An 18,756-nucleotide genomic window follows, 5' to 3' on the forward strand; every position below is an offset into this window, starting at 1 on the left:
CGGCCGGCGGGTGCGGGCAACTCGTCGGATCGGACGACGCCGGTCGGGCCGTCACCGCCCGCCTCACCGGTCCCGGCATCCGCTCGGTCCATATCGCGGGCGAGTTGTACCTCGCCCAGCAGGTGGTCTTCCGGGCCGTCGCGGTGGGGGCGCGGGTCGTCGTCCACACCGACCGCCCCGGCGCGTGGCGCGGCCTGGCCGGATCCGCCGCCGGACCCGACCGGCTGCGGCTGGCGGGCGAGTACGCGGGCGACCGCGATTTCGACACGGTCGTCTACGACGGCGTCCCGCCCACCTCGTCCATGCCGCACGCGACCGCGATCCACGTGCACATCCACCCGGACGGATGGCCGCGCGAGCGTCCCACGGTGTCGCTGCTGCAGCCCGGGGCGGCCGGGGACCGCGTCGTGCTCACGGCGGGCGACGAACGCACACCCCTCACCCTCGTGACGATCGCGGCGGAGAGCGCCCATCTCGGCCGGTCGCGCATGGCGGATCCGGCGCCTCAGCCGGGATAACGGTCGAGGGCACTTCCCGCACGGACGGTGCGCGCCCACCATACGATCTGGTCGAGCATGCGTTCCGCGCCGTCGATCGCGGCCTCGTCCGTGGTGGTGCCGTCGGCAGCGAAGGCGTGCTTGACGCGGTGGAAACTCACCGACTGCCGCACCGGCACCATGTGGACCTCGACGACGACCTGCCGCAACTGTTCGACCGCGCGCAGGCCGCCGGACAGGCCGCCGTAGGAGACGAATCCGACCGGTTTGGTGCGCCATTCGTGCTTGACGGTGTCGATGGCCGTTTTCAGTGCGGCGGGATAGCCGTGGTTGTACTCGGAGGTCACCACCACGAAGGCGTCCGCGGCACCGATACGACGGGTGAAGGCGTCGGCGCCGGGCCCACCCGAGAGGTCCTGTGGGAGCGGGGTCTCGGCGAGGTCGAGAACGCCGACGTCGAACTCGGAGCGGCTCCGCGCGGTGGCCGCGAACCAGTCGGCGACGATCGGGGCGATGCGACCGGCACGGACACTCGCGACGACGACCTCGAGACGGATCGGTTCGTTCGGTACTGCCGTGGTCATGGGGTCGATCGTAGGTGGGGCGCGGCGGACAGTCCGTGTGCGAGCAGTGCGGCGAGTTCGCGGTAGGCGCGTGCGTCTTCGAGTCCCGTCGCCTCGGCCACCTGTCGTTGCTGGATGCGGACCATGACCGACGCGACGACATCGGCGACGAAGGCGGCGTGGACGTCGCGCAGTTCGCCGGACGTGACGCCGTCGGCGATGAGCTGGCGGACCCGGTCGGCCGCGAAGCGGGTGTTGCGTTCGTACACCTCGCGCGCGACCGGCGTGTGGGCGATGTCCTCCATGAATCGGGAGGACGCCGGTTCGAGTTCGCGTCCCACGGCCTCGAGATAAGTGCCGATGCGTGCCTGCGCGTCCGCGGCCTGTGCGACGTCGGCCTCGACCCGCTCGGCGGCGCCCTTGAAGAAGTGCACGGTCGCCGCGTGGACGAGCCGGTTCTTGTTCTCCGCGAGTGCGTAGAGCGTGGATTTCGAGCAACGCAGGCGCGCGGCGACGTCGTCGAGGGTCAGGTGTGCGAAGCCTTCTGCCAGGAACAACGCGACCAGATCGTCGAACAGTTGGGCCTGACGGGCGGTGGGTCGCCGGCTACCGACTCTTGCCATACGGAAAACAGTACTGCAGTATCATTGTCAGTACTACTTTCGGTCCCAGCCTTCCAGGAGGAATCACCGTGCCCGTCGAGCGTCTGCTTCCCACCCGTGAGGCCTACGACCTGATCGACCTCACCCGCGACGTCGCCGACAAGGTGCTCGCGCCACGCGTCGACGAGCACGAACGCGCGGAGACCTTCCCCGAAGGCGTGTTCACCGCACTCGGCGCCGCCGGACTGCTGAGCCTGCCGTACCCCGAGGAGTTCGGCGGCGGCGACCAGCCGTACGAGGTGTACCTGCAGGTCCTCGAAGAACTCGGCGCCCGTTGGGCCGCAGTGGCGGTCGCGGTGAGTGTGCACGGCCTGTCGTGTTTCGCGCTCGCCACCCATGGCACCGACGAGCAGAAGAACACGTGGCTTCCGGAGATGCTGGGCGGCAACACCATCGGCGCATACAGCCTGTCCGAGCCGCAGGCAGGTTCCGACGCCGCTGCGCTCGCCTGCCGCGCGAAGCCCGTCGAGGGTGGCTACCGCATCACGGGCTCGAAAGCGTGGATCACCAACGGCGGCAAGGCCGACTTCTACACCCTGTTCGCCCGCACGGCCGACACCGGCAGCAAGGGCATCTCGTGCTTCCTCGTGCCCGCCGGCACCGAGGGCCTGTCCTTCGGCAAGCCCGAGGAGAAGATGGGCCTGCACGCGATCCCCACCACCTCCGCCCACTACGACGACGCCTTCGTCCCGGCCGAACGCCGGATCGGCGCCGAGGGGCAGGGGCTGCCGATCGCGTTCAGCGCGCTGGACTCCGGACGCCTGGGGATCGCCGCGGTCGCGACGGGTCTGGCCCAGGCCGCTCTCGACGAGGCGACGGCCTACGCCAAGGAACGGCAGGCCTTCGGCAAGCGCATCATCGACCACCAGGGCCTCGGGTTCGTCCTCGCCGACATGGCCGCCGCGGTCGACTCCGCCCGCGCCACCTATCTCGACGCCGCCCGGCGCAAGGATGCCGGTCGGCCCTACTCGCGGCAGGCGTCGGTGGCCAAGCTCGTCGCGACGGACGCCGCGATGAAGGTCACGACGGATGCCGTCCAGGTCCTCGGTGGATACGGCTACACCCGCGACTTCCCGGTCGAGCGTTTCATGCGCGATGCGAAGATCACCCAGATCTTCGAGGGCACCAATCAGATTCAGCGGCTGGTGATCGCGCGGTCGCTGGCGGGATAACCGATCGGACGACAGCCGCACGGCACGAAGGTCGTTGGAGTGCCTTCATACCGGACGCCCTGGAGCGGCTCACCCCACAGCAACGTGACCTGCTGACGCAGCGATTCGGCCGCACGGTCGTGGTCGCCGACATGAGCTGGGGACTGGTGTCGACCACCGTCCTCGCGATCGACACCGACGAGGGTCTGCTCGTCGTGAAGGCCGGTGGGGCGCCCGATCGCCACATCGGACGCGAGATCAGCGCCCACGAGCGCTGGACCGGTCCGTGGGTGGGGTGCGGGCGGGCCGCCCGGATGGTGTTCGCCGACCGGGCGACGAAACTCGTGGTGACGGAGTATCTTCCGGGCCGGCTGATCCAGGGTACGGCAGCCTCGTCGTCCCTCGATGTCTACGAGCAGGCCGGGGCGCTGCTCGCGCAGTTCCACCGCCAGGAGCGGATCGTGGACGAGGGGTACGAGCGATCGGCGAACGCGAAGACCCTGCGGTGGCTGGCGGCGGCGCACCGCATCGGTCCCGAGGCCGCCGGCCGGCTGCGGGCGATGGTCGAAGGATGGCCGACACCGACGGCCACCCTGGTGCCCACCCACGGCGATTGGCAGAGCCGGAACTGGCTCGCCGACGACGCGGGAGTGGTGAAGGTGATCGATTTCGGCCGCGCCGCCCTGCGTCCCGCGGGTGAGGACTTCGAACGGCTCGCGGTGCGCGAGTTCCTCCGGGTTCCGGGCGCCGAGCAGGCCTTCGTGTGCGGCTACGGGGAGGATCCGCGCGAGGCGGAGGCCTGGTTCCGTCAGCGCGTGCGCGCGGCGGTCGCGGTCGCGGTATGGGCTTTCCATGTGGGCGACGACTCCTACGAGGCCGAGGGCCATCGCATGATCGCGAGGCTCCTGCTCGCCCCTCGGTTCTAGCGCGTCGACGCATACACGGAGACGATCACCTGCTTCTCGGTTCGCTCGATGCGCTCATCAGCAACGTCCTCGAGTTCCCGGGCCGCGCAGTGTTGTCGCGTCAGGCGCCGATGGCCTCGCCGAGCACCGACCACGACTCGTGCAAGGCCTCCTGCCAGTAACCCCAGGTGTGGGTGCCCTCGGACCGGATGGAATAGGTCGCCTCGACGCCGGCTGCGTCCAGCGCACCGCGCAGTCGCGTCGTACAGTCGCTCACACCGGCCTCGATGAGACCCAGCAGAGCCACGTCGGGAAGGACGGCGACACCGGACTGCTCCCACGCCTTCAGTTCGTACGGACCGGGGACACCGCTACTCGTGGAGACGTAGACGGCCTTGCCGCGCAACTTCTCCGCGTTGCGCACGACGTCCTGTTCGTTCCAGTATTCGCCTGCGACCGGTCCCCACATGTTCTCGGCCTCACCGCCCCCGAACCCGACGACGATCTCCGCGTAACGCGAACCGGTCTCCGTGGCGGTCTCGGCGCATCCGCTGTACGAACCCACCCCCTGGTAGAGATCGGGCGCGTGCTGGGCGAGGGCCAGCGCCGACGTCGCCGACATCGACACACCCGCGATCGCGTTCCGGCCGCTCGCCCCGAGCGTCGCGTCGACCACCGACGGGACCTCCTCGGTGAGGAAGGTCGTCCACTTGTTGCGTCCGAGAACGGGATCGTCCTCGAGCCAGTCGGTGTAGTAGCTGAACGCGCCACCGATCGGGGTGACGACGTTGACGTTCTTGTCGCCGAAGAACTCCACGACGTCGGTCTGCTCGCGCCAGGTCGCCCGGTCCTGTCCCCCACCGGCACCGTTGAGCAGATAGAAGACCGGTCGCGGAGCGCTCGTGTCGGCCGGGCGCAGCACCTGCAACTCGATCGTGCGATCCATCGACGGCGAGTACACGAACAACGACCAGTCGCGGTCCGTGTGCTTCTCGATGCGTTCGACAGTCGCGCTCTGCGACCGGGTCTCGCCGGTCGCGGCAGCCGGGGACTCGTCGGCGTGGGCAACCGCGGCACCGGGCAGGACCAGCGACGAGACGGCGAGCGCCCCGATCGTCCCCATCAACGCAAACCGTCGTGCGCGCACATTCGTTCCCTTCATCCGCAACAGCCGGGCGTGATGGGCCCGCGCATCTCCCGCGTCGCAGCGTTGCGCGCGGCCAGTTCCTCGTCAGCAGGGTAGTCGACGCGGACCAATGACAGGCCGTGAGCCGGTGCCACCGCAACGGACGCCGCGCGTTCGCGCGCCTCGAGCAGGGCCGTCATCCACTCGACGCTGCGGCGCCCCTCCCCCACGGCCAGGGCCGCTCCGACGAGACTGCGCACCATCGACCAGCAGAAGGCGTCGGCGCTGACGTAGGCGGTGAGGATGTCGTCCTCGCGGGTCCAGTCGTATCGCTGCAGTTGGCGTACGGTCGTCGCACCCTCGCGACGCTTGCAGAAGGCGGCGAAGTCGTGGAGACCGAGCAGTGAGTGCGAGGCGCGTCGCATCGCATCGAGATCGACGGCCTTCGGCCACGAAACGGTGTCGCGCGCCCGCAGCGGCTCGGCGCCGTACACCGCTGTGGTGAGGCGGTATTCGTAGTGACGCCGGATCGCCGAGAAGCGCGCGTCGAAATGCTCGGGGGCGACGGAGATCCCGGTGACACGCACGTCGCGGGGCAGGAACCGCGCGAGACGCCGGACCCAGCGCGACGGATCGTCGGGCAGCGCCGCGGTGGGTACGTCCACGTGTGCGACCTGCCCGGAAGCGTGCACGCCGGCATCGGTGCGACCGGCGACGGTGAGCAGCACGGGGGTCCGGACGATCGCGGAGAGCTTCTCCTCGATCTCCCCGCACACCGTGCGGCGACCGGGTTGCCGGGCCCAGCCGGAGAAGTCGGTGCCGTCGTACGCGATGTCGAGTCGCAGACGTGTCGTCTCGTGAGAAGCCACGAGCCCGCCGCCCTCGGAAGGGACGGCGGGCTCGTGAGCTTCAGCAGATGCCGAAACCAAGTGGACTAGTCCTTCTTGGCCTCGTCGGCCTCGGGTGCGTCGGCAGCCGTGGCGTTGGTGTCCTCGACACCCTCGACGACGGCGTCGGCGTTCGCGACCTCGGCGTCGGTGGCCTCGGCCTCGACGGCCTGGACCGCGTTGTCCTCGGCGGGTGCCTGCGAGGCGGCGACGCGACGTGCGCGGTCGGCCTCGGAGGTGACGGTCTTCTCGCGCACCAGTTCGATGATGGCCATGGGGGCGTTGTCGCCCTTGCGCGGCATCGTCTTGATGATGCGGGTGTAACCGCCGTTGCGGTCCTCGAAGGAGGGACCGATCTCCGCGAACAGCGAGTGGACGACGTCCTTGTTGCGGATGACCTTCAGCACCTCACGACGCGAGGCCAGCGTGCCGGCCTTGGCGTGCGTGACGAGCTTCTCGGCGTACGGGCGCAGGGCCTTGGCCTTGGCCTCGGTGGTGGTGATGCGGCCGTGCTCGAAGAGCGCGGTGGCCAGGTTGGCCATGAGCGCCTTCTGATGCGAGGCCGATCCGCCGAAGCGGGCGCCCTTCTTGGGCTTGGGCATGATTTTCTCCTAGTAACGGACCGTGAGCTGCTACAGCTGCTCGGTCTCGGCGTAGTCCTCGTTGCCGTCGTTGTCACCGAAGGAGCCGGCGTCGGTGTCGCTCCAGGTACCGGTCGCGGCGTCGTAACCGGCGACGGTGCTGGGGTCGAACGATGCCGGGCTGTCCTTGAGGGACAGGCCGAGCGAGTGCAGCTTGACCTTGACCTCGTCGATGGACTTCTGGCCGAAGTTGCGGATGTCGAGCAGGTCGGACTCCGTGCGTGCCACGAGCTCGCCGACGGTGTGAACACCCTCGCGCTTGAGGCAGTTGTAGGACCGGACCGTGAGGTCGAGGTCCTCGATCGGAAGTCCGAAGGAGGCGATGTGGTCGGCCTCGGCGGGCGAGGGACCGATCTCGATGCCTTCTGCTTCGACGTTCAGCTCACGAGCCAGACCGAAGAGCTCCACGAGGGTCTTGCCCGCCGAGGCGAGCGCGTCCCGCGCGCTGATCGAGTTCTTGGTCTCCACGTCGAGAATGAGCCGATCGAAGTCGGTGCGCTGCTCGACGCGGGTCGCTTCCACCTTGTACGTCACCTTGAGGACCGGCGAGTAGATCGAGTCGACCGGGATGCGGCCGATCTCGGCGCCGGACGCCTTGTTCTGCACGGCAGGAACGTAGCCGCGACCGCGCTCGACGACGAGCTCGATCTCCAGCTTGCCCTTGTCGTTCAGGGTGGCGATGTGCAGGTCCGGGTTGTGGATGGTGACACCGGCCGGGGGCACGATGTCGCCGGCCGTGACGGTGCCCGGCCCCTGCTTGCGGACGTACATGGTGACCGGCTCGTCCTCTTCCGAGCCGACCACGAGACCCTTGAGGTTCAGGATGATGTCGGTGACATCCTCCTTCACGCCGGGAACGGTGGTGAACTCGTGGAGCACGCCGTCGATGCGGATGCTGGTGACGGCTGCGCCCGGGATCGAGGAGAGCAGGGTGCGACGAAGCGAGTTGCCGAGGGTGTACCCGAAGCCAGGCTCGAGCGGCTCGATGACGAACTTCGAGCGGTTGTCAGCGATGACCTCTTCGGTCAGTGTGGGTCGCTGAGAGATGAGCATCTGTTGCCTCCTTGTGGGCGTCCGCCATATGACGCCCTAGTGGAATGGAGTGGTGTCCTCCCGTCCGGGCGGACCGGAGGACACCACGACACCGAGGTGTCTTACTTCGAGTAGTACTCGACGATCAGCTGTTCCTGCAGCGGGATGTCGATCTGTGCGCGCTCGGGGAGCTGGTGGACCAGCACCCGCAGACGCGGACCGACGACCTGCAGCCAACCCGGGATCGGGCGCTCGCCCTGGGTCTCGCGCGCGACCTGGAAGGGCAGCGTGCTCAGCGACTTCTCGCGGACATCGATGATGTCGTACTGCGAGACGCGGTAGCTGGGGATGTCGACCTTCTTGCCGTTGACCAGGAAGTGGCCGTGGCTGACCAGCTGGCGGGCCTGACGACGCGTGCGGGCGAGGCCGGCACGGTAGACGACGTTGTCCAGACGCGACTCGAGGATGGCCAGCAGAACCTCACCGGTCTTGCCGGGGCGGCTTGCGGCCTCTTCGTAGTAGCGGCGGAACTGCTTCTCCATGACACCGTAGGAGAAGCGGGCCTTCTGCTTCTCCTGCAGCTGGAGCAGGTACTCGCTCTCCTTGATCCGCGCGCGGCCGTGCTGGCCGGGCGGGTAGGGGCGACGCTCGAAGGCCTGATCGCCTCCGACCAGGTCGACACGGAGACGACGCGACTTACGGGTGACGGGACCGGTATAACGAGCCATTATTCTTTACCTTCCTTTCCCGTTAGACGCGACGCCGCTTGGGCGGACGGCAACCGTTGTGCGGCTGCGGGGTGACATCGGAGATGGTGCCGACCTCGAGGCCTGCGGCCTGGAGCGAACGGATCGCCGTCTCGCGACCCGAACCCGGGCCCTTGACGAAGACGTCGACCTTCTTGACACCGTGTTCCTGCGCCTTGCGGGCGGCGTTCTCGGCGGCGAGCTGCGCGGCGAACGGGGTCGACTTGCGCGAGCCCTTGAAGCCGACGTGGCCGGAGGACGCCCAGGAGATCACGTTGCCCTGCGGGTCCGTGATGGACACGATGGTGTTGTTGAACGTGCTCTTGATGTGAGCGGCGCCGTGCGGAACGTTCTTCTTGTCCCTGCGCCGTGCCTTCTGGGTCTTCTTCGGACCGGTGCTGCGTGACTTGGGAGGCATTACTTCTTCTTTCCTGCGACGGTGCGCTTCGGACCCTTACGGGTGCGGGCGTTGGTCTTGGTGCGCTGTCCACGCACGGGCAGACCACGACGGTGTCGCAGGCCCTGGTAGCAGCCGATCTCGATCTTGCGGCGGATGTCCGCCTGAACCTCGCGACGGAGGTCGCCCTCGACCTTGTAGCTCTCCTCGATGTACTCGCGGAGCTTGGCGAGGTCCTCGTCCGTCAGATCCTTGCTGCGCAGGTCCGGGCTGACGCCGGTGGCCTCGAGGATCTCCTTGGAGCGGGTACGGCCGATGCCGTAGATGTACGTGAGTGCGATCTCCATCCGCTTTTCGCGGGGAAGATCGACACCTGCGAGACGTGCCATGTGGCATTCCTATTCGGTGTGCGGAGGTCTGCTCCCAGCCCGTCCCCTGCGTCGAAGAACTGTGTAGATCATGAACACAGTGGGGCCCCGGCCTCCGTACCGGGGGTTGATCGCGTAGCTCCTCGACGGATCGAGGATCGTAACCACGCGACTGGTGCTGGAAGGTCTTCGTGCTTGTTGCCAAGCAGATCTTCGAGACGAAGGTGGATCTAGCCCTGACGCTGCTTGTGGCGCAGGTTCTCGCAGATCACCATGACCCGCCCGTTACGGCGGATCACCTTGCACTTCTCGCAGATCTTCTTGACGCTAGGCTGAACCTTCACGTAAGTCCGATCTCCTGTATGTGCGCCGCCGGACACGGCAGAAGCCGGCCCGGCGACATGATTCCCCCCGACCGTGTGGCCGGGGAAGCTTCGTTACTTGTAGCGGTAGACGATGCGTCCACGCGTGAGGTCGTAAGGAGAAAGCTCCACGACAACGCGGTCCTCGGGAAGGATACGGATGTAGTGCTGACGCATCTTTCCGCTGATGTGGGCGAGAACCTTGTGCCCGTTCTCCAGCTCGATGCGGAACATCGCATTGGGCAGCGGTTCGATTACCCGGCCCTCGACCTCGATTGCCCCGTCTTTCTTAGCCATATCCTCCGCGATCCGTTGTTCGGCGTTGTGGTTGCATCGGCATCCGTTACCGTGACGCTCGGCAACTCCGAGACCGGACACGAACCGACATTCGACAGAAATCGACACGGGACCGATCGGAGCGCAGCGCGCACCACCGATCAATGGTACGGGAAGTTGACCGTCCAGGACAAATGAGCTCGGGCACACGTGTGCCTGCAACTACGAGGAGGACGTCGCGTGCGGGCGTTGATCCAACGGGTGACCACGGCGGCAGTGTCGGTCGACGGAGCCGAGGTGGCCCGTATCGTGCCGGGCGCCGGCGGGCACGGCCTCCTCGTGCTCGTCGGCGTCACGCACGACGACGACGAGGCCAAGGCCGCGACGCTCGCCCGGAAGGTGTGGACGATGCGCATCCTCGAGGACGAGAGATCCGCTTCCGACGTCGACGCTCCGATCCTCGTGGTCAGCCAGTTCACGCTCATGGCCGACACGAGGAAGAGCCGGCGCCCGTCCTGGTCGGCCGCCGCTCCGCGTGCGGTCGCCGAGCCCCTCGTCGATGCCTTCGCGAACGCCCTGCGCGGTCTCGGCGCGAGCGTCGAGACGGGGAAGTTCGGGGCACACATGGAGGTGAGCCTCGTCAACGACGGCCCCGTCACGCTCCTCGTCGAGGTGTGACCCGGTTCGTCACTCGGGGCGGAGTGTGAGGATCCGCGGGCCGTCCTCGGTGACCGCGACCGTGTGCTCCCAGTGCGCGGCCCGGCTGCCGTCGACGGTCACGACCGTCCATTCGTCGTCGAGGACCTCGGTCTCGTAGGTGCCGAGGGTGAGCATCGGCTCGACTGCGAGCACCGAGCCGACGACGAGCTTCGGGCCCTTGCCGGGCTTGCCCTCGTTGGGGAGGAACGGATCCATGTGCATCTCGCGTCCGATGCCGTGCCCGCCGTAGCCGTCGACGATGCCGTACGACCGGCCGTGCAGCTTCTCCGCGGCGTGTGTGCCCTGCTCGATCGCGTGCGAGACGTCGGTCAAACGGTTCCCCGGAAGCATCGCCGCGATGCCGGCCTCGAGCGACAGGCGGGTGGCCTCGCTGAGGTCGATGTCGGCCTGCGACAGCTCGCCGATGCCGAAGGTCCACGCCGAGTCGCCGTGCCAGCCGTCGAGGATCGCACCGCAGTCGATCGAGACGAGATCGCCCTCCGCGAGGACCACCGACGCCGACGGGATGCCGTGGACGACGACCTCGTTGACCGACGAGCAGATCGAACCGGTGAAACCGTGGTAGCCCAGGAAGGACGGAACGGCCCCCGCGTCACGGATGACCGATTCCGCCACCTGGTCGAGTTCGAGGGTGCTCACGCCCGGCTCGGCGGCCTCACGCACTGCGACGAGTGCGGAACCGACCACGGCTCCGGCCGCCGCCATCGCGTCGAGTTCACCCGAGGTGCGGAACGGAACCACTGAGCGCTTGCGCCCGAAACCCATGTCGTACTACCCGTCTACTTTCCGAGTGCGGACAGAGCCCGCTCGTTGATCTCCTCGACCTCGCCGATCGCGTCGACCGTGATGATCGAATCGGTGTAGTAGTCGAGAAGCGGTGCCGTCTCCTCACGGTAGACCCGGAGGCGGTTGCGGATCACGTCCTCGGTGTCGTCGGCGCGACCGCGGGCAAGCATGCGCTCGACGACCACGTCCTCGTCGACGACGAAGGACAGCACGCCGTCGAGTTCGACACCGAGATCCTTCAGGATGTTCCGGAGTTCCTCGGCCTGCTCCACGCTCCGCGGGAAACCGTCGAGGAGGAAGCCGTTGGCGGCGTCCGGCTCGGCCAGACGCTCCCGCACCATGTTGTTGGTGATCTCGGCGGGGACGAGCTCCCCAGCGTCGATGTACTTCTTGGCCTCGACGCCGAGCGGGGTGCCCTGCCCGATGTTCGCGCGGAAGAGATCGCCGGTCGAGATGGCGGGGACGCCGAGCTTCTCGGACAGAATCGCGGCCTGCGTGCCCTTGCCGGCACCGGGAGGACCGAGGAGTACAAGTCTCACTTGAGGAACCCTTCGTAGTTGCGCTGCATCAATTGACTTTCGATCTGCTTGACAGTGTCCAGCGCGACACTGACGAGAATGAGAACCGCGGCGCCACCGAAGATGCTCGAGGCCGTCTGGCTGCCGGACAGGAAGAAGTTCGGCAGCGTCGCGATGAGACCGAGGTAGATCGAGCCCGGAACCGTGATGCGGTTGAGCACGAAACTGAGATATTCGGCGGTCGGCCGCCCGGGCCGGATGCCCGGGATGAACCCGCCGTACTTCTTCATCTCGTCGGCCCGCTCCTCCGGATTGAAGGTGATGGCGACGTAGAAGAAGACGAAGAACACGATCAGCGCGAAGTAGATCGCGATATAGACCGGGTTGTTCGGGTTGACCAGGTACTCGTTGATGATCCGCTGCCACCAGCTCGGATCGGGGTTCGTCGTGGCACCGGTGAGCTGCGCGACGAGATTCGGCAGATACAGCAGCGACGACGCGAAGATGACGGGGATGATGCCCGCCTGGTTGACCTTCAGCGGCAGGTAGGTCGACGACCCGCCGTACATGCGCCGGCCGACCATACGCTTGGCGTACTGGACAGGGATCCGGCGCTGTCCCTGCTCGATGAACACGACACCCGTGATGAGGACCAGGGCCACGACGCAGACGATCGCGAAGACGAGACCACCGCGGGATTCGAGGATCATGCGGCCCTCGCTCGGCAGCGCGGCCGCGATACCCGAGAAGATCAGCAGCGACATGCCGTTGCCGACCCCGCGTTCGGTGATGAGCTCACCGAACCACATCACGACGGCGGCGCCCGCGGTCATCACCAGCACGATGACGACCATCGCGAAGATGCTGTCGTCGGCGAGGATCGGTTCCGAACAGCCCTGCAGCAGCTGCCCTCGGGCGGCGAGGGCGACGATGCCGGTCGCTTGCAGAACGGCGAGCGCGACGGCGAGATAACGCGTGTACTGCGTCATCTTGGCCTGGCCGGACTGGCCTTCCTTGCGCAGTTCCTCGAAGCGTGGAATGACCACGGTGAGCAGCTGCACGATGATGCTCGCGGTGATGAACGGCATGATGCCGATCGCGAAGACCGACAGCTGCAACAGCGCGCCGCCGGAGAACAGGTTGATCAGCGAGTAGATACCGGCCTGCTCGCTGCCGGCGAGCTGATCGACACAGGCCTGGACGTTGCCGTAGTCGACGCCCGGGGACGGCACGGTAGCGCCGAGGCGGTACAGCGCCACGAGCCCGAGGGCGATGAGAATCTTCCGCCTCAGGTCCGGTGTCCTGAGGGCCGAGACGAAGGCGGAAAGCAAAGATCCTCCTGGCGGGCCGATCGGGGACGACGGATCGAGAAGGATCCGTCGGACGGTAGACAACTCTGAAACTCTAACAGTGGCCCCCGAGGAGAGGGGTAGCCCGGTAGCCTATGTCACCGCTGCGAACGCGCGAACGGCCGCGGTGCAGGGATCTGCACCGCGGCCGTTCGACAGCCGTGACTCACACGCGAAAGTACAGGTCAGGCCTGGACGGTCGCGCTGCCACCGGCGGCAGCGATCTTCTCCTGAGCGGAGGCGGAGAACTTGTGGGCGGTGACCTGCACGGCCACCGTCAGCTCGCCCTCGCCGAGGACCTTGACGAGCTGGTTCTTGCGAACCAGACCCTTCGCCACGAGGTCCGCGACACCGATCTGTCCACCCTCGGGGAACACGCGAGCGATGTCCCCGACGTTGACGATCTGGTACTCGGTACGGAATGCGTTCTTGAAACCCTTGAGCTTCGGCAGACGCATGTGGATGGGCATCTGGCCACCCTCGAAGGCCGGCGACACGTTCTTGCGTGCCTTCGTGCCCTTCGTACCGCGGCCGGCGGTCTTGCCCTTCGAACCCTCACCGCGTCCGACGCGGGTCTTGTCCGTCTTCGCACCCGGAGCCGGGCGCAGGTGATGCAGCTTGATGGTCATTCTCAGACCTCCTCAACGGTGACGAGGTGACGCACCACGTTGATGAGGCCACGGTTCTGCGCATTGTCCTCGCGGACGACGGACTGGCGGATCTTCCGCAGACCGAGGGTCCGGAGGCTGTCGCGCTGATTCGACTTGGCCCCGATGGTGCTCTTGATCTGGGTGATCTTCAGCTCTGCCATTACTTCACGCTCCCAGCAGCCTGTGCACGTGCGCGCAGCATGCCGGCGGGGGCAACTTCCTCGAGGGTGAGGCCACGGCGAGCCGCGACTTCCTCGGGACGCTGCAGACCCTTGAGGGCCGCAACCGTCGCGTGCACCACGTTGATGGCGTTGTCGGAGCCGAGCGACTTCGACAGGATGTCGTGGACACCCGCGCACTCCAGCACCGCGCGCACAGCGCCACCGGCGATGACACCGGTACCGGGGGAAGCCGGACGCAGCAGGACGACACCGGCTGCAGCCTCTCCCTGGACGGGGTGGGTGATGGTTCCGCCGATGAGCGGGACGCGGAAGAAGTTCTTGCGAGCTTCCTCGACACCCTTCTGGATGGCCGCGGGAACTTCCTTGGCCTTGCCGTAGCCGACGCCGACCAGACCGTTGCCGTCGCCCACGATCACCAGAGCGGTGAAGCTGAAGCGACGACCGCCCTTGACGACCTTCGACACACGGTTGATCGAGACGACACGCTCGATGTAGTTCGACTTCTCGGCAGCGTTGCCGCCACGCGAGTCGCGGTCGCGGCGGTCGCGACCGCCGCGGTTGTCACCGCTGTTGGGGTTCTGTCCGGCGGGGCCGTTGCCGCCGTCACGCCGCTGACGTCCCGGCATCAGGCGTTCCTTCCGTTCGAGAAAATGGTCATCAGAACTTCAACCCGCTTTCGCGAGCCGCGTCCGCGAGGGCCGCGATGCGTCCGCTGTAGGTGTGGCCACCGCGGTCGAAGACCACGGCTTCCACGCCGGCAGCCTTCGCGCGCTCGGCGATCAGCTGACCGACCTTCGCGCCGCGAGCCTTCTTGTCGCCCTCGAGAGCGCGCACATCGGGTTCGATGGACGACGCTGCGGCGAGGGTGGTGCCCGTCAGATCGTCGATCAGCTGCACGTGCAGGTGACGCGACGACCGGTTGACGACGAGGCGGGGACGCTCGGCGGTGCCGGAGATCTTCTTGCGGAGGCGGAAGTGACGACGCGTCTTCGAAAGGCGACGCGTGGTGGAGGCGTCCTTGCCGCGCGGGATGCGCTTGGCCTTCTGGTTCTCGGTCTGGCTCATGATCACTTACCCGTCTTTCCGACCTTGCGACGGACCTGTTCACCCTCGTAGCGGATGCCCTTGCCCTTGTAGGGGTCGGACTTGCGCAGCCGGCGGATGTTGGCCGCGATCTGGCCGACCTTCTGCTTGTCGATGCCCGAGATCGAGAAGCGCGTGGGGTTCTCGACGGCGAACGTGATGCCCTCGGGCGCCTCGATCAGCACGGGGTGGCTGTAGCCGAGCGAGAACTCGAGGTCCTTGCCCTTGAGGGCCACGCGGTAGCCGACGCCGTGGATCTCCATCTTGGTGGTGTAACCCTCGGTCACACCGACGATGAGGTTCTGCACGAGCGTCCGCGACAGGCCGTGCAGCGCGCGGCTGCGACGCTCGTCGTTCGGGCGCGTGACGTTGATTGCCCCGTCCTCGCCCTTGGCGACGGCGATCGGCTCGGCGATCGTCAGGGACAGGTTGCCCTTGGGGCCCTTGACTGCAACATCCTGGCCGTCGATGGTGATCTCGACGCCCGAAGGAACTGCAACGGGGAGTTTTCCGATTCGCGACATTGTGGTGGCCTCCCTTTACCAGACGTAGGCGAGGACTTCCCCGCCCACTCCCTGCTTGGCCGCCTGGCGATCGGTGAGCAGGCCGGAGGACGTGGAGATGATCGCCACGCCGAGGCCGCCCAGGACCTTGGGCAGGTTGGTGGATTTCGCGTACACGCGCAGGCCGGGCTTCGACACGCGGCGCACGCCGGCAAGGCTGCGCTCACGGGAAGGTCCGTACTTGAGGTCGACGATGAGGGTCTTGCCCACCTCGGCGTCCTCGGTGCGGTAGTCGGAGATGTAGCCCTCGCGCTTGAGGATCTCGGCGATGTTCACCTTGATCTTCGAGGACGGGAGCTTGACCTCGTCGTGGTACGCCGTGTTGGCGTTACGCAGACGCGTCAAGAAGTCTGCGATGGGGTCGGTCATGGTCATGGCTGACCTGTTCACCTTTCTCGATGCGGTTCCCATGCAACGCCGGAACATGCCGGCCGTGGGCCTACATCGAAACTCGGTTTCGATAGCGGATTCGTCGACGGATCGGCGACGAACCCATGACAGCGTGACAGTGGGCGGAGAACTACTCGGTCCTCCGCCCACCGCTCACGTCACCAGGAGCTCTTGTGAACTCCCGGAAGTTCTCCGCGGTGTGCCATCTCGCGAAGGCAGATGCGGCAGAGTCCGAACTTGCGGAAGACCGAGTGCGGGCGCCCGCAGCGCTGGCAGCGGGTGTAGGCGCGCACCGCGAACTTCGGCTTCTTGTTGGCCTTGTTGACCAGTGCCTTCTTAGCCATGGGCTCAGTTCTCCTTGAACGGGAAGCCGAGGTGCTTGAGCAGGGCACGGCCTTCTTCGTTGTTGGTAGCGGTGGTCACGACAGTGATGTCCATGCCGCGCGGGCGGTCGATCTTGTCCACGTCGATCTCGTGGAACATCGACTGCTCGTTCAGGCCGAACGTGTAGTTGCCGTTGCCGTCGAACTGGTTGCCGTTGAGGCCGCGGAAGTCCCGGATACGGGGAAGCGCGATGGACACGAGACGGTCCAGGAACTCCCACATGCGGTCGCCGCGCAGCGTGACGCGCGCACCGATCGGCATGCCCTCGCGCAGCTTGAACTGTGCGATGGACTTGCGGGCCTTGCGGATCTCCGGCTTCTGACCGGTGATGAGCGCGAGGTCGTTGACGGCTCCGTTGATGAGCTTCGCGTCGCGGGCGGCGTCGCCGACACCCATGTTGACGACGACCTTCACGACGCCGGGGATCTGCATGACGTTCGCGTAGTCGAACTCCGCGTTCAGCGCGTCCTTGATCTCGGCACGGTAGCGGGCCTTGAGGCGCGGCTGGGTCTTGTTCTCGGTGGAAGTCATGTCAGAGGTCCTTCCCGTTCTTCCGGGAAATCCGAACGCGCTTGCCGGTTTCCTCGTCGGTGCGGTAGCCCACGCGAGTGGGGTTTCCGTCCGAGTCGACGACCGCAACGTTGGAAACGTGGATCGGGGCCTCCTGCGTCACGATGCCGCCGGAGGAGGCGCCACGCTCGTTCGCAGAGACGGCGGTGTGCTTCTTGATACGGTTCACGCCCTCGACGAGGACCTTGCCGGTCGCCGGGTAGGCCGCGATGACCTTGCCCTTGGCGCCCTTGTCCTTGCCCGAGATGACGAGCACGGTGTCACCCTTGTGCACCTTCATCACAGCACCTCCGGAGCGAGCGAGACGATCTTCATGAACCGCTTGTCGCGGAGCTCGCGACCGACGGGTCCGAAGATGCGGGTGCCGCGAGGATCGTTGTCGCCCTTGATGATGACGGCAGCGTTCTCGTCGAACTTGATGTACGAGCCGTCCGGCCGGCGGCGCTCCTTGGCGGTGCGCACGATCACGGCCTTCACGACGTCGCCGCGCTTGACGTTGCCGCCGGGGATCGCGTCCTTGACGGTGGCGACGATGACGTCACCGATTCCGGCGTAGCGACGGGACGAGCCACCGAGAACGCGGATGCAGAGGATCTCCTTGGCACCCGTGTTGTCGGCGACACGCAGTCGCGACTCCTGCTGGATCACTTACTTCTCCTTGACCTGGATTGGTGTGTACGTCAGATTTCCGACCTGGACGTACGCGGTCGTCGGCTGCACACGACGCACGTGCGAATCACACACGGGTCCTGTAAGCAACCCGTCCAGAGTAGGCCATATACCGTACGCAGGGCAAATTCGCGAATTGTGATGTCCCTCCCCACCCCGGAACCGGGCGTGTCGCGAGGGGCGATACCTACCGGACGCACAGCACCCCACCGCCCGTGATGCGGGCGGTGGGGTGCTGCATGATCTCGTTCCGTCGAGGACGAGGGGGCCTACTTGGCCTTCTCGAGCACCTCGACCAGACGCCAGCGCTTCGACGCGGACAGCGGACGGGTCTCCATCAGCTGAACGCGGTCGCCGATGCCGGCCAGACCGTTCTCGTCGTGCGCCTTCACCTTGGTGGTACGGCGGATGATCTTGCCGTACAGCGGGTGCTTCACGCGGTCCTCGAGCTCGACGACGATGGTCTTCTCCATCTTGTCGGAGACGACGTAGCCGATGCGGACCTTACGGCTCGCGCGCTGTTCCTGGTTGCTCACTGCCTTTTCCTCACTCATGCCACGTCACCCGCATTCGGGCCGGTGGCCAGTCCGAGCTCGCGCTCGCGCAGCACCGTGTAGATACGGGCGATCTCGTTGCGCACGACGCGAAGCCGACGGTTGTTGTCCAGCTGGCCGGTGGCCATCTGGAAGCGGAGGTTGAACAGCTCTTCCTTGGCCTCGCGGAGCTTGTCGGTCAGCTCCTCGTCGCTCAGCTCGCGGAGTTCTGCGGCGGGGGTACCGGTAGCCATCAGAACTGCTCCTCCCTCGTCACGATGCGGCACTTGCAGGGGAGCTTGTGCATCGCACGACGCAGGGCCTCGCGCGCAATCTCCTCGTTGGGGTAGCTCATCTCGAACAGCACGCGACCGGGCTTGACGTTCGCGACCCACCACTCCGGCGAACCCTTACCGGAACCCATGCGGGTCTCGGCGGGCTTCTTCGTGAGCGGACGATCCGGGAAGATGTTGATCCAGATCTTGCCGCCACGCTTGATGTGCCGGGTCATGGCGATACGAGCGGACTCGATCTGCCGGTTGGTGATGTAGGCCGGCTCGAGAGCCTGGATGCCGTAGTCACCGAAGGCCACCTGGGTTCCGCCCTTGGCGGCACCCGTCCGGCTCGGATGGTGCTGCTTGCGGTGTTTGACCCGCCGGGGGATCAACATTGCGTCAGCCCTCCTTGTTCTCGGTCGAGGCAGGAGCGTCGCTCGATGCGGCGCGGCCGGCCTCGGTGCTCGTCGC

At 66.7% G+C, this 18,756-nt stretch carries 30 protein-coding genes and 1 pseudogene; 4 read left to right on the forward strand and 27 right to left on the reverse strand.

Features of this window, described 5'->3' with window-relative positions; genetic code table 11:
- Positions 1–518: pseudogene (locus tag R1101_RS25900) on the forward strand (type VII secretion protein EccE); the annotation flags it as partial.
- Here R1101_RS25900 and R1101_RS0105190 read toward each other — a convergent pair.
- Together R1101_RS0105190 and R1101_RS0105195 are read right to left on the reverse strand one after the other, a co-directional pair.
- On the reverse strand, positions 506–1,081 hold the full coding sequence (locus R1101_RS0105190; RefSeq protein ID WP_016932418.1) for an NADPH-dependent FMN reductase: 576 nt from the start codon (positions 1,079–1,081) through the stop codon (positions 506–508). The pseudogene R1101_RS25900 and the gene R1101_RS0105190 sit on opposite strands and share 13 nt — an antisense overlap.
- Complete coding sequence (locus tag R1101_RS0105195) at positions 1,078–1,683, reverse strand: TetR/AcrR family transcriptional regulator (protein WP_026002907.1); 606 nt, start codon at positions 1,681–1,683, stop codon at positions 1,078–1,080. The genes R1101_RS0105190 and R1101_RS0105195 overlap by 4 nt, the downstream gene beginning before the upstream one ends.
- A 68-nt stretch (positions 1,684–1,751) precedes the next feature.
- Between R1101_RS0105195 and R1101_RS0105200 the strand changes: the two genes are divergently transcribed.
- The gene (locus R1101_RS0105200) at positions 1,752–2,894 is read left to right on the forward strand and encodes an acyl-CoA dehydrogenase family protein (protein WP_016932420.1); all 1,143 of its coding nucleotides are present in this window, start codon (positions 1,752–1,754) and stop codon (positions 2,892–2,894) included.
- 131 nt (positions 2,895–3,025) lie between these two features.
- On the forward strand, positions 3,026–3,799 hold the full coding sequence (locus R1101_RS0105205) for a phosphotransferase family protein (RefSeq protein WP_232284678.1): 774 nt from the start codon (positions 3,026–3,028) through the stop codon (positions 3,797–3,799).
- A gap of 100 nt (positions 3,800–3,899) precedes the next feature.
- On the opposite strand, the gene R1101_RS0105210 is transcribed toward R1101_RS0105205, so the two are convergent.
- The 9 genes from R1101_RS0105210 to infA form a co-directional block, all read right to left on the reverse strand.
- On the reverse strand, positions 3,900–4,901 hold the full coding sequence (locus R1101_RS0105210) for an alpha/beta hydrolase (RefSeq protein ID WP_016932422.1): 1,002 nt from the start codon (positions 4,899–4,901) through the stop codon (positions 3,900–3,902).
- Between the two features lie 35 nt (positions 4,902–4,936).
- Entirely contained in the window at positions 4,937–5,773 is an 837-nt protein-coding gene (gene truA, locus R1101_RS0105215) for a tRNA pseudouridine(38-40) synthase TruA (protein ID WP_016932423.1), read from the reverse strand.
- Positions 5,774–5,838: 65 nt separating this feature from the next.
- Positions 5,839–6,393, reverse strand: a complete 555-nt coding sequence (gene rplQ, locus R1101_RS0105220; RefSeq protein ID WP_006554582.1) for a 50S ribosomal protein L17 — start codon at positions 6,391–6,393, stop codon at positions 5,839–5,841.
- A 30-nt stretch (positions 6,394–6,423) separates the two neighbouring features.
- Entirely contained in the window at positions 6,424–7,485 is a 1,062-nt protein-coding gene (locus R1101_RS0105225) for a DNA-directed RNA polymerase subunit alpha (protein ID WP_016932424.1), read from the reverse strand.
- A 101-nt stretch (positions 7,486–7,586) separates the two neighbouring features.
- Positions 7,587–8,192, reverse strand: a complete 606-nt coding sequence (rpsD, locus tag R1101_RS0105230) for a 30S ribosomal protein S4 (RefSeq protein WP_016932425.1) — start codon at positions 8,190–8,192, stop codon at positions 7,587–7,589.
- A gap of 22 nt (positions 8,193–8,214) precedes the next feature.
- A complete protein-coding gene (gene rpsK / locus R1101_RS0105235; RefSeq protein WP_006554585.1) occupies positions 8,215–8,628 on the reverse strand; it encodes a 30S ribosomal protein S11 in 414 nt (137 codons plus the stop codon).
- A complete protein-coding gene (rpsM, locus tag R1101_RS0105240) occupies positions 8,628–8,996 on the reverse strand; it encodes a 30S ribosomal protein S13 (protein ID WP_016932426.1) in 369 nt (122 codons plus the stop codon). The genes rpsK and rpsM overlap by 1 nt, the downstream gene beginning before the upstream one ends.
- A 209-nt stretch (positions 8,997–9,205) precedes the next feature.
- A complete protein-coding gene (gene rpmJ / locus R1101_RS0105245) occupies positions 9,206–9,319 on the reverse strand; it encodes a 50S ribosomal protein L36 (protein ID WP_003938068.1) in 114 nt (37 codons plus the stop codon).
- Between the two features lie 93 nt (positions 9,320–9,412).
- Positions 9,413–9,634, reverse strand: coding sequence for a translation initiation factor IF-1 (gene infA, locus R1101_RS0105250; protein ID WP_006554587.1), 222 nt, complete (start codon positions 9,632–9,634; stop codon positions 9,413–9,415).
- A gap of 219 nt (positions 9,635–9,853) precedes the next feature.
- On the opposite strand from infA, the gene dtd reads away from it, so the two are divergent.
- The gene (dtd, locus tag R1101_RS0105260) at positions 9,854–10,291 is read left to right on the forward strand and encodes a D-aminoacyl-tRNA deacylase (RefSeq protein WP_026002909.1); all 438 of its coding nucleotides are present in this window, start codon (positions 9,854–9,856) and stop codon (positions 10,289–10,291) included.
- A gap of 9 nt (positions 10,292–10,300) precedes the next feature.
- On the opposite strand, the gene map is transcribed toward dtd, so the two are convergent.
- The 16 genes from map to rplP all read right to left on the reverse strand — a co-directional run bounded on the left by map (position 10,301) and on the right by rplP (position 18,680).
- On the reverse strand, positions 10,301–11,098 hold the full coding sequence (gene map, locus R1101_RS0105265; RefSeq protein WP_016932430.1) for a type I methionyl aminopeptidase: 798 nt from the start codon (positions 11,096–11,098) through the stop codon (positions 10,301–10,303).
- Between the two features lie 14 nt (positions 11,099–11,112).
- Positions 11,113–11,658, reverse strand: a complete 546-nt coding sequence (locus R1101_RS0105270; RefSeq protein WP_016932431.1) for an adenylate kinase — start codon at positions 11,656–11,658, stop codon at positions 11,113–11,115.
- The gene (gene secY / locus R1101_RS0105275; protein WP_016932432.1) at positions 11,655–12,968 is read right to left on the reverse strand and encodes a preprotein translocase subunit SecY; all 1,314 of its coding nucleotides are present in this window, start codon (positions 12,966–12,968) and stop codon (positions 11,655–11,657) included. Before secY ends, R1101_RS0105270 begins: the two co-directional genes overlap by 4 nt.
- A 203-nt stretch (positions 12,969–13,171) precedes the next feature.
- On the reverse strand, positions 13,172–13,615 hold the full coding sequence (gene rplO / locus R1101_RS0105280; RefSeq protein WP_016932433.1) for a 50S ribosomal protein L15: 444 nt from the start codon (positions 13,613–13,615) through the stop codon (positions 13,172–13,174).
- Positions 13,616–13,617: 2 nt separating this feature from the next.
- On the reverse strand, positions 13,618–13,797 hold the full coding sequence (gene rpmD, locus R1101_RS0105285; protein ID WP_006554593.1) for a 50S ribosomal protein L30: 180 nt from the start codon (positions 13,795–13,797) through the stop codon (positions 13,618–13,620).
- Positions 13,797–14,444 (reverse strand): 30S ribosomal protein S5, encoded by a 648-nt coding sequence (gene rpsE / locus R1101_RS0105290; protein WP_006554594.1) that lies wholly within the window; start codon positions 14,442–14,444, stop codon positions 13,797–13,799. Before rpsE ends, rpmD begins: the two co-directional genes overlap by 1 nt.
- Before the next feature lie 31 nt (positions 14,445–14,475).
- Positions 14,476–14,883 (reverse strand): 50S ribosomal protein L18, encoded by a 408-nt coding sequence (gene rplR, locus R1101_RS0105295; RefSeq protein ID WP_026002910.1) that lies wholly within the window; start codon positions 14,881–14,883, stop codon positions 14,476–14,478.
- Positions 14,884–14,885: 2 nt separating this feature from the next.
- Complete coding sequence (gene rplF / locus R1101_RS0105300) at positions 14,886–15,425, reverse strand: 50S ribosomal protein L6 (RefSeq protein ID WP_006554596.1); 540 nt, start codon at positions 15,423–15,425, stop codon at positions 14,886–14,888.
- 15 nt (positions 15,426–15,440) lie between these two features.
- On the reverse strand, positions 15,441–15,839 hold the full coding sequence (gene rpsH, locus R1101_RS0105305) for a 30S ribosomal protein S8 (protein WP_006554597.1): 399 nt from the start codon (positions 15,837–15,839) through the stop codon (positions 15,441–15,443).
- A gap of 173 nt (positions 15,840–16,012) precedes the next feature.
- Entirely contained in the window at positions 16,013–16,198 is a 186-nt protein-coding gene (locus R1101_RS0105310) for a type Z 30S ribosomal protein S14 (RefSeq protein WP_006554598.1), read from the reverse strand.
- 4 nt (positions 16,199–16,202) lie between these two features.
- Complete coding sequence (gene rplE, locus R1101_RS0105315) at positions 16,203–16,769, reverse strand: 50S ribosomal protein L5 (RefSeq protein ID WP_006554599.1); 567 nt, start codon at positions 16,767–16,769, stop codon at positions 16,203–16,205.
- Position 16,770: 1 nt separating this feature from the next.
- Positions 16,771–17,088, reverse strand: coding sequence for a 50S ribosomal protein L24 (gene rplX, locus R1101_RS0105320; protein WP_006554600.1), 318 nt, complete (start codon positions 17,086–17,088; stop codon positions 16,771–16,773).
- Positions 17,088–17,456 (reverse strand): 50S ribosomal protein L14, encoded by a 369-nt coding sequence (gene rplN / locus R1101_RS0105325; protein WP_006554601.1) that lies wholly within the window; start codon positions 17,454–17,456, stop codon positions 17,088–17,090. The genes rplX and rplN overlap by 1 nt, the downstream gene beginning before the upstream one ends.
- Positions 17,457–17,746: 290 nt before the next feature.
- Positions 17,747–18,031, reverse strand: a complete 285-nt coding sequence (rpsQ, locus tag R1101_RS0105335) for a 30S ribosomal protein S17 (protein ID WP_024101619.1) — start codon at positions 18,029–18,031, stop codon at positions 17,747–17,749.
- Positions 18,028–18,264, reverse strand: a complete 237-nt coding sequence (gene rpmC, locus R1101_RS0105340; protein ID WP_006554603.1) for a 50S ribosomal protein L29 — start codon at positions 18,262–18,264, stop codon at positions 18,028–18,030. The genes rpsQ and rpmC overlap by 4 nt, the downstream gene beginning before the upstream one ends.
- Positions 18,264–18,680: a 50S ribosomal protein L16 gene (rplP, locus tag R1101_RS0105345; RefSeq protein WP_006554604.1), complete on the reverse strand. Its 417-nt coding sequence runs from the start codon at positions 18,678–18,680 to the stop codon at positions 18,264–18,266. The genes rpmC and rplP overlap by 1 nt, the downstream gene beginning before the upstream one ends.
- Positions 18,681–18,756: the final 76 nt, after the last annotated feature.

Source organism: Rhodococcus sp. R1101 (genome assembly GCF_000278445.1).
Lineage (GTDB): Bacteria > Actinomycetota > Actinomycetes > Mycobacteriales > Mycobacteriaceae > Rhodococcus > Rhodococcus gordoniae.